This window comes from Streptomyces crystallinus, from assembly GCF_039521265.1.
Classification (GTDB): domain Bacteria; phylum Actinomycetota; class Actinomycetes; order Streptomycetales; family Streptomycetaceae; genus Streptomyces; species Streptomyces crystallinus.
Genome location: NZ_BAAACA010000007.1, coordinates 86730 through 94168 on the forward strand (window position 1 = coordinate 86730; position 7439 = coordinate 94168).

At 72.8% G+C, this 7439-nt stretch carries 6 protein-coding genes; 2 read left to right on the top strand and 4 right to left on the bottom strand.

The annotated features are described in order from the left end of the window. Positions 1–108: 108 nt before the first annotated feature. Both ABD236_RS07160 and ABD236_RS07165 read left to right on the top strand, forming a co-directional pair. Positions 109–1548 (top strand): NAD(P)H-quinone dehydrogenase, encoded by a 1440-nt coding sequence (locus tag ABD236_RS07160; protein ID WP_344071417.1) that lies wholly within the window; start codon positions 109–111, stop codon positions 1546–1548. A gap of 143 nt (positions 1549–1691) precedes the next feature. Next, positions 1692–2645, top strand: a complete 954-nt coding sequence (locus tag ABD236_RS07165; RefSeq protein WP_344071419.1) for a DeoR/GlpR family DNA-binding transcription regulator — start codon at positions 1692–1694, stop codon at positions 2643–2645. A 140-nt stretch (positions 2646–2785) separates the two neighbouring features. Here ABD236_RS07165 and ABD236_RS07170 read toward each other — a convergent pair whose 3' ends face one another. From ABD236_RS07170 to ABD236_RS07185, 4 genes are all read right to left on the bottom strand, one after another. Further along, complete coding sequence (locus ABD236_RS07170; protein ID WP_344071421.1) at positions 2786–3346, bottom strand: TetR/AcrR family transcriptional regulator; 561 nt, start codon at positions 3344–3346, stop codon at positions 2786–2788. A 26-nt stretch (positions 3347–3372) separates the two neighbouring features. Continuing rightward, a complete protein-coding gene (locus ABD236_RS07175; RefSeq protein ID WP_344071423.1) occupies positions 3373–4392 on the bottom strand; it encodes a hypothetical protein in 1020 nt (339 codons plus the stop codon). After that, the gene (locus tag ABD236_RS07180) at positions 4385–5824 is read right to left on the bottom strand and encodes a serine/threonine-protein kinase (protein ID WP_344071425.1); all 1440 of its coding nucleotides are present in this window, start codon (positions 5822–5824) and stop codon (positions 4385–4387) included. The genes ABD236_RS07175 and ABD236_RS07180 overlap by 8 nt, the downstream gene beginning before the upstream one ends. Positions 5825–5911: 87 nt before the next feature. After that, positions 5912–7439 (bottom strand): acetyl/propionyl/methylcrotonyl-CoA carboxylase subunit alpha (locus ABD236_RS07185; protein WP_344071427.1); only part of this gene is annotated, 1528 nt, incomplete at its 5' end.

The window sequence follows — 7439 nt, forward strand, 5'->3', positions numbered from 1 at the left end:
CGGCACACGGGTGTGACAGCCGTATGGCGCCCCGGGGACGAAGCATCTTGAAGCGTGCGGGACAATGAGTGACGTACTGCATTTCCTCAATGCGAGGCGGACTTTTTCGTGACCCGGATCGTGATCATCGGTGGCGGACCCGGCGGATACGAGGCGGCCCTGGTGGGCGCCCAACTCGGCGCGGAGGTGACCGTCGTCGACTGCGACGGTCTGGGCGGAGCGTCGGTGCTGACCGACTGCGTGCCGTCGAAGACTCTGATCGCGACGGCCGAGGTGATGACCACCTTCGACTCTTCGTACGAGGAGTTGGGCATCCTGGTCGCCGACGACACCCCGCCCGAGGAGCAGTCCGCCCGGGTGGTCGGCGTGGACCTCGGCAAGGTGAACCGGCGTGTCAAGCGGCTCGCCCTCGCCCAGTCGCACGACATCACCGCCTCCGTGACCCGGGCCGGCGCCCGGGTGCTGCGCGGGCGCGGCAAGCTCGGCGGCCCGCAGGGCATCGACGGCACCCGGGACGTCATCGTCACGGCCGCCGACGGCAGCGAGGAGATCCTCACCGCCGACGCTGTGCTGATCGCCACCGGCGGGCACCCGCGCGAGATCCCGGACGCGCTGCCGGACGGCGAGCGCATCCTGAACTGGACCCAGGTCTACGACCTGGACGAGCTGCCCGAAGAGCTGATCGTGGTCGGCTCCGGCGTGACCGGCGCCGAGTTCGCCGGCGCGTACCAGGCGCTGGGCTCCAAGGTCACCCTGGTCTCGTCCCGCGACCGGGTGCTGCCCGGCGAGGACCCGGACGCGGCGGCCGTCCTGGAGGACGTCTTCCGCCGCCGCGGCATGAACGTCATGGCCCGCTCCCGCGCCCAGTCCGCCAAGCGCGTCGGCGACCGGGTCGAGGTCACGCTCTCCGACGGCCGGGTCATCAGCGGTACGCACTGCCTGATGGCGGTCGGCGCGATCCCGAACACCGCCGGGATGAACCTGGAGGAGTCCGGCGTCAAGCTGCTCGACTCCGGTCACATCTGGACCGACAAGGTCTCGCGCACGTCCTCGCCCGGTGTGTACGCGGCCGGTGACGTCACCGGCATCTTCGCGCTCGCCTCGGTCGCGGCCATGCAGGGCCGTATCGCGATGTACCACTTCCTGGGCGACGCGGTGGCCCCGCTGAACCTGAAGACGGTCTCCTCGAACGTCTTCACCGACCCGGAGATCGCCACCGTCGGCTACTCGCAGGCCGACGTGGACGCGGGCAAGATCGACGCGCGCGTGGTGAAGCTGCCGCTGCTGCGCAACCCGCGTGCCAAGATGCAGGGCATCCGGGACGGCTTCGTCAAGATCTTCTGCCGCCCCGGCACCGGCATCGTGGTCGGCGGCGTGGTCGTCTCGCCGCGCGCCTCGGAGCTGATCCACCCCATCTCGATCGCGGTCGACAACAACCTGACCGTCGAGCAGATCGCCAACGCGTTCACGGTCTACCCGTCCCTGTCGGGTTCGATCGCAGAGGTCGCCCGCCAGCTGCACACCCGCAAGCGGGCGGGCGAGGCGTAACCAGGGCGCACGGGAGCGGTACGGCGTGGGACAAGGCGCCCGGGAGGGCGCCTATACCACTTCGTGGACACCTCTGTGCACACCTTCTGTTATTCGGCGCAAACTGCTGAAAACAATCGGCCGCTCAGGTTACTGTCAGTTTCGTGTTCGCTGCAGAACGTCGCCAATTGATCCTCGAAATGGTGCGGGCCAACGGAGCGGTGTCGCTCCGGGAGCTCGCCCGCGTCGTCCAGACCTCCGAAGTGACCGTACGGCGGGACGTGCGGGCGCTGGAGGCGGAAGGACTCCTCGACCGCCGGCACGGCGGTGCGGTACTGCCGGGCGGGTTCACGCGAGAGTCCGGCTTCCCGCAGAAATCCCATCTCGCGACCGCGGAGAAGACGGCCATCGCCGACCTCGCCGCGGGCCTGGTCGAAGAGGGCGAGGCCATCGTGGTCGGCGCGGGGACGACCACGCAGGAGCTGGCCCGCCGGCTCGCCCGCGTCCCCGGTCTGACCGTCGTCACCAACTCCCTGCTCGTCGCCCAGGCCCTCGCCCACGCCAACCGCGTGGAGGTCGTCATGACCGGGGGCACCCTGCGCGGCTCCAACTACGCGCTGGTGGGCAGCGGGGCCGAGCAGTCCCTCCAGGGGCTGCGGGTCTCGCGGGCCTTCCTCTCCGGGAGCGGGCTGACCGCCGAGCGCGGTCTGTCCACGTCCAACATGCTCTCGGCGAGCGTGGACCGGGCCCTGGTGCAGGCCGCCGCCGAGGTCGTCGTCCTCGCCGACCACACCAAGCTCGGCACCGACACCATGTTCCAGACGGTGCCGACGGACGTGATCACGCGCCTGGTCACCGACGAGCCCCCCGGCCACGACGACCGCGCCGCCACCGAGCTCCAGGCCCTGGCCGACCAGGGCGTGCAGATCGCGGTGGCCGGCACGGGGTCCGGCGGCGAGGGCGTCCCACCGGGGCGCCAGCCCCGCCGGGACGTGCCCGTGCCGGGCCAGCGCCGCAGCCATGTGCCGGGGGCGGGACCACAGTTGCGCAGTGCCGCGTCGCTGGGCGACCAGGGCCCCGGGGACCGGGCGAGAGTGGCTGACCTGCGTCGCCGCTGAGCGCGTTGCGGGAAAAGGGCTCGTCCGGCTGCGGCCCGTCGGTGGCTGGTCGGGCCCACGCGGCGGAGCCGCATATGTCACACCCCCGCGCCCCGTACGGGGCGCGGGACCGCATGCCCGGCCACAATTGATCCGGCCACCTACGGCTTCAGGCCCCGCAACGTCAGCGCCAGCAGCCGGTCCGCCAACTCCGGGTCGTCCGGTGCCTGTTCGGCCGCCAGCGCGATCGCGTTGGTGAGCTGCATCAGGTCGCCGATCGTCACATCGACCCGTACGGAACCGGCCAGCTGGGCCCGTTCCAGCAGGGCGCTGCCCGCCTCACGCATCGGCGTGCTGCACTGCGCCAGGGCCGAACTGTCGTCGTGCGACGCCGACATGAGGGCGCGCGCCACCCCTCGGTACTCACCCGTATGAGTGATGATGGCGCGCAGCCACTCCACGAGCGCCGTGCACGGCTGTGCGGAGTCGAGCAACTCCCGGGAGCGCGCGAGGAGGACGTCCACCTCGCTCTGGAAGATCGCGCTCATCAGCGCGTGCCGGTTCGGGAAGTGCCGGTAGAGGGTGCCGATCCCGACGCCCGCGCGCTTGGCCACGTCTTCGAGCGAGGCGTCCGTCCCGTGCTCCGCGAACGCGCTCCTCGCCACGCCCAGGAGCCGCTCGTAGTTGCGGCGCGCGTCGGCACGCATGGGCCTCGTCGTCATACCCCAAGGATGCCCGAAGCGGACGCTCAGGGGGCGGCCCGGTACCGGTCCAGTGCGCGGGCCCGCTCGTGGAAGGGGATGCGCGAGAACCGCGACACCAGCGTCCACATCCGCCGCTCCTCGGCGAGCTCCTTGGGCAGGACCAGGCCCAGCGACTCGGCCAGCGGCTTGCGGCCCGCGTTGACCAGGGCGCGTACGGCCGCCGCCCACTCGTCGGTCGCGGCCACCGCGGCCCGGTACCAGAGCGGCACCAGGGCCACCAGGACCCCGGCCGACGTCAGCAGCGCCGGTACGTCGGCGGAGGCGGCCGGGAGCGTCGCGAGCGCGGCCACGGCGACCGCCGTGTGCCCGGCGAGCAGCGCCACGAAGAAGTCCACGCTGGTGCGCGCCAGGTCAACCTGGCGGCAGAGCTTGTCGGGCGCGGCTCCGGTCAGCTCGTTCGACAGGAGCTGGGTGTCCAGGCAGTACCGGTTCTGCCCGTACTCCTCGAAGCGGCGGATCGCGTTGCCCAGCCGGGTCGGGGCGATCTGCGCCGGGTCCACCGGGAAGCGGTTCAGCCGCTCCTGGAGCAGCCCGCGCTGCGCCGAGGTCCGCCGCCGGTCCTTGCGGACGGCCCGGGCCAGGCGTGGATCGCCGCGTACGCGCAGGAGGTCGGCGGCCGCGAGCGGGCCGGGCGCGGCCCCGTCGCGCACGCGCCGCTCCAGACCGAGCAGCAGCGTCCGGTCGGCGAGCGCGCCGCGCGCGGCCCGCGCACGCCGGCACCCGGCCTCGTAGGCACGGGCGGGCCACAGCACGTACCCCTCCAGGAAGCGGTAGAGCAGGTTCTGGAGCGCGCTGAGAACCAGGCCGCCCAGGAGCGCGGCGGTCACCAGCGCCAGCATCGGGCCGGGCGCGTTGTCCGGCCACAACCGCCGGGCGACGGCCGTGCGGCGCAGACTCGGCGCGACGGCGAGGGCGAGGACGCCCAGGTTGAGGGCGGTCGGCAGGATCCACCCCACGAGTAGCGTCCAGGCGCCGCCCAGCACTCCCTTGGCGATGTCACCCAAGGTCGTCGTCTTCCCAGGAGTCGTCGTCGGGGTTGGTGGTGGGGCCGGGGGAGGTGTGGTGGGTGGTGCCGTGGGCCTGGGAGCCGGTGGCGACGGTGCCGCCGCTCATGCTGCCGATGTAGATGCCGGTGTTGCCGTACGCCTCCTGCCACCGGTCGTCGAGACCGGGCGCGGACAGTCCCCGCTCGCGTAGTTCCTGGCGTACGGCGTCGAGGACCAGGAGGTGCACGGTCCGCGAGATCCTTTGGGCCTCGGCGGCGGCCAGCGGTGGGAGGTCCGGCTCGGCGGCCAGCTCGCGGATGGAGAGGTGCGGGCCGTCGGGCGGACGGTGTGCGGGGGGCGACGACAGCCGCCGCGCCCGGCGGACCGGCCAGGCGGCCAGCTCGGCCAGGAGCTGACCGGGGATCGCGGGCACCGCGCCGAGCGGGACGAGCCGGGCCCCGGGGCCGCCCGGCGCCGTGAACTCCCGGCGCACCGGTGGCAGGGCGCAGGTGACCTGCTGGACGAAGAGGACCGGGCCGTCCCGCCGGATCTGTACGAAGACGGTGGTCAGCCGGGGGCCCAGGCCGCGCGAGACGATCCGCAGCCAGCGGATGGAGTCGGGGAGCCCCTCGGTGCGTGGGTGCGACAGCCCCCGGGGAGGCGCTTCCTGCTCCGGCAGCAGGAAGCGCTCTTCGACCTGGGTGGCCAGACCGGGCACGGCCCGCACGGCCCGCGCGGCGCGTGCCAGTGCGTGCGACACGTCGAAAGCGCCGGGTCGGCCGCGCACTTCGGTCGCCAGCGCCAGCGAGTCCAGTACCGCTCCCGATCCGAGGAACGGGGTGGGGTCCCGGTGGACCACCAGCGCTGACGTCTGGTCGGCGAGGACGAGCGCGCCGCTCCCACGAACCGGCGGGGGCCGTGTCGAGCCGCTGTACGCGGACGACCCGATGAACCGCAGCCGCCTTTCGACCGCCGCCCGGTGCGCCCCGGCCACGGCGGCGATCAGTACGGGGCCCGCCAGCGCGGCGGTGGCCCGGGGCCAGTCGGTGGTCCGGGCACCCGCCACCGCGAGTGCCAGGGAGCCGGCCAGCACCGAGCCGCCCAGCACCCGCAGGGCGGCTGCCGTGACCCGGGCCGACGGGCGACGCGCCGGGCGCAGGGCCGCCGCGCCGGACAGGGCCGCACACCCGGCCGCGTACAGCGCGAACAGCCAGCCCGCGAAGAGGAATCCGGCGATCCACAGGAGCGCCATCGGCACGGCCCAGCGCAGCGCCGTCCGGCGGGCGTCCAGCGCCTCGGCGAGCACGGCGGCCGTGTCGACGTCGTACGCCGGTGCGCTGTACCGCTCCTCGTGCTCGTGCAACTCGTTGAGGACGGCGTTGCGGTAGCGGGGGTCCAGATGGACCCCGGCCCGCAACTGCCAGGTGACGGACGGTGGTTGCTGCGACACCGGCGAAGCGTATCGCCGCCCCCACGGCCGAGGCCCCCGCCGGAGCGAACCGGCGAGGGCCTCGACTGATCAACTCCGTACGGGAGTTCAGTCCTTGATCTCGCAGATCGCCGCACCCGAGGTGACCGAGGCGCCGACCTCCGCCGCGAGGCCCTTGACGGTGCCGGAGCGGTGGGCGTTGAGGGGCTGTTCCATCTTCATGGCTTCGAGGACGACGATGAGGTCGCCTTCCTTGACCTCCTGGCCCTCTTCGACGGCGACCTTGACGATCGTGCCCTGCATCGGGGACGCGAGGGTGTCGCCGGAGGCCGCCGAGCCCGCCTTCTTGGTGGCGCGGCGCTTGGGCTTGGCTCCGGCGGCGAGGCCGGTACGCGCGAGCGACATGCCGAGCGAGGAGGGCAGGGAGACTTCGAGCCGCTTGCCGCCGACCTCGACCACGACCGTCTCGCGACCCGCCTCCTCGTCCGCCTCGGCGTCGGCCGGGGCGGCGAAGGGCTTGATCTCGTTGACGAACTCGGTTTCGATCCAGCGGGTGTGGACGGTGAAGGGGTCGGTGGAGCCGGTGAGTTCGGGGGCGAAGGCGGGGTCCTTGACGACGGCGCGGTGGAAGGGGATGGCGGTGGCCATGCCTTCGACCTGGAACTCTTCCAGGGCGCGGGCGGCGCGCTGGAGGGCCTGGGCGCGGGTGGCGCCGGTGACGATGAGCTTGGCGAGCAGGGAGTCCCAGGCCGGGCCGATCACGCTGCCGGATTCCACGCCCGCGTCAAGGCGCACGCCGGGGCCGGTGGGCGGGGCGAAGGTGGTGACGGTGCCGGGGGCGGGCAGGAAGCCTCGGCCGGGGTCCTCGCCGTTGATGCGGAACTCGATGGAGTGGCCGCGCAGCTCGGGGTCGTCGTAGCCGAGTTCCTCGCCGTCGGCGATGCGGAACATCTCGCGGACCAGGTCGATGCCGGCGACTTCTTCGGTGACGGGGTGTTCGACCTGGAGGCGGGTGTTGACTTCCAGGAAGGAGATGGTGCCGTCGGTGCCGACGAGGAACTCCACGGTCCCGGCGCCGACGTAGCCGGCCTCCTTCAGGATCGCCTTGGAGGAGGAGTACAGCTCCGCCAGCTGGGCCTCGGACAGGAACGGGGCGGGGGCTTCCTCGACGAGTTTTTGGTGGCGGCGCTGGAGGGAGCAGTCGCGGGTGGAGACGACGACGACGTTGCCGTGGGTGTCGGCCAGGCACTGGGTCTCGACGTGGCGGGGCTTGTCGAGGTAGCGCTCGACGAAGCATTCGCCGCGTCCGAAGGCGGCGACGGCCTCGCGGACGGCCGATTCGTAGAGTTCGGGGACTTCTTCGAGGGTGCGGGCGACTTTGAGGCCGCGTCCGCCGCCGCCGAAGGCGGCCTTGATGGCGATGGGCAGGCCGTGCTGTTCGGCGAAGGCGACGACTTCGTCGGCGCCGGAGACGGGGTCGGGGGTGCCGGCGACGAGGGGGGCTCCGGCGCGCTGGGCGATGTGGCGGGCGGCGACCTTGTCGCCGAGGTCGCGGATGGCCTGCGGGGGCGGGCCGATCCAGGTGAGGCCGGCGTCGAGGACGGCCTGGGCGAAGTCGGCGTTCTCGGAGAGGAAG

Excerpts from the sequence above, each read along its gene's own strand:
- ABD236_RS07170 (WP_344071421.1), bottom strand. The coding sequence starts at position 3,346 with ATGACGACGAGGCCCATGCGTGCCGACGCGCGCCGCAACTACGAGCGG.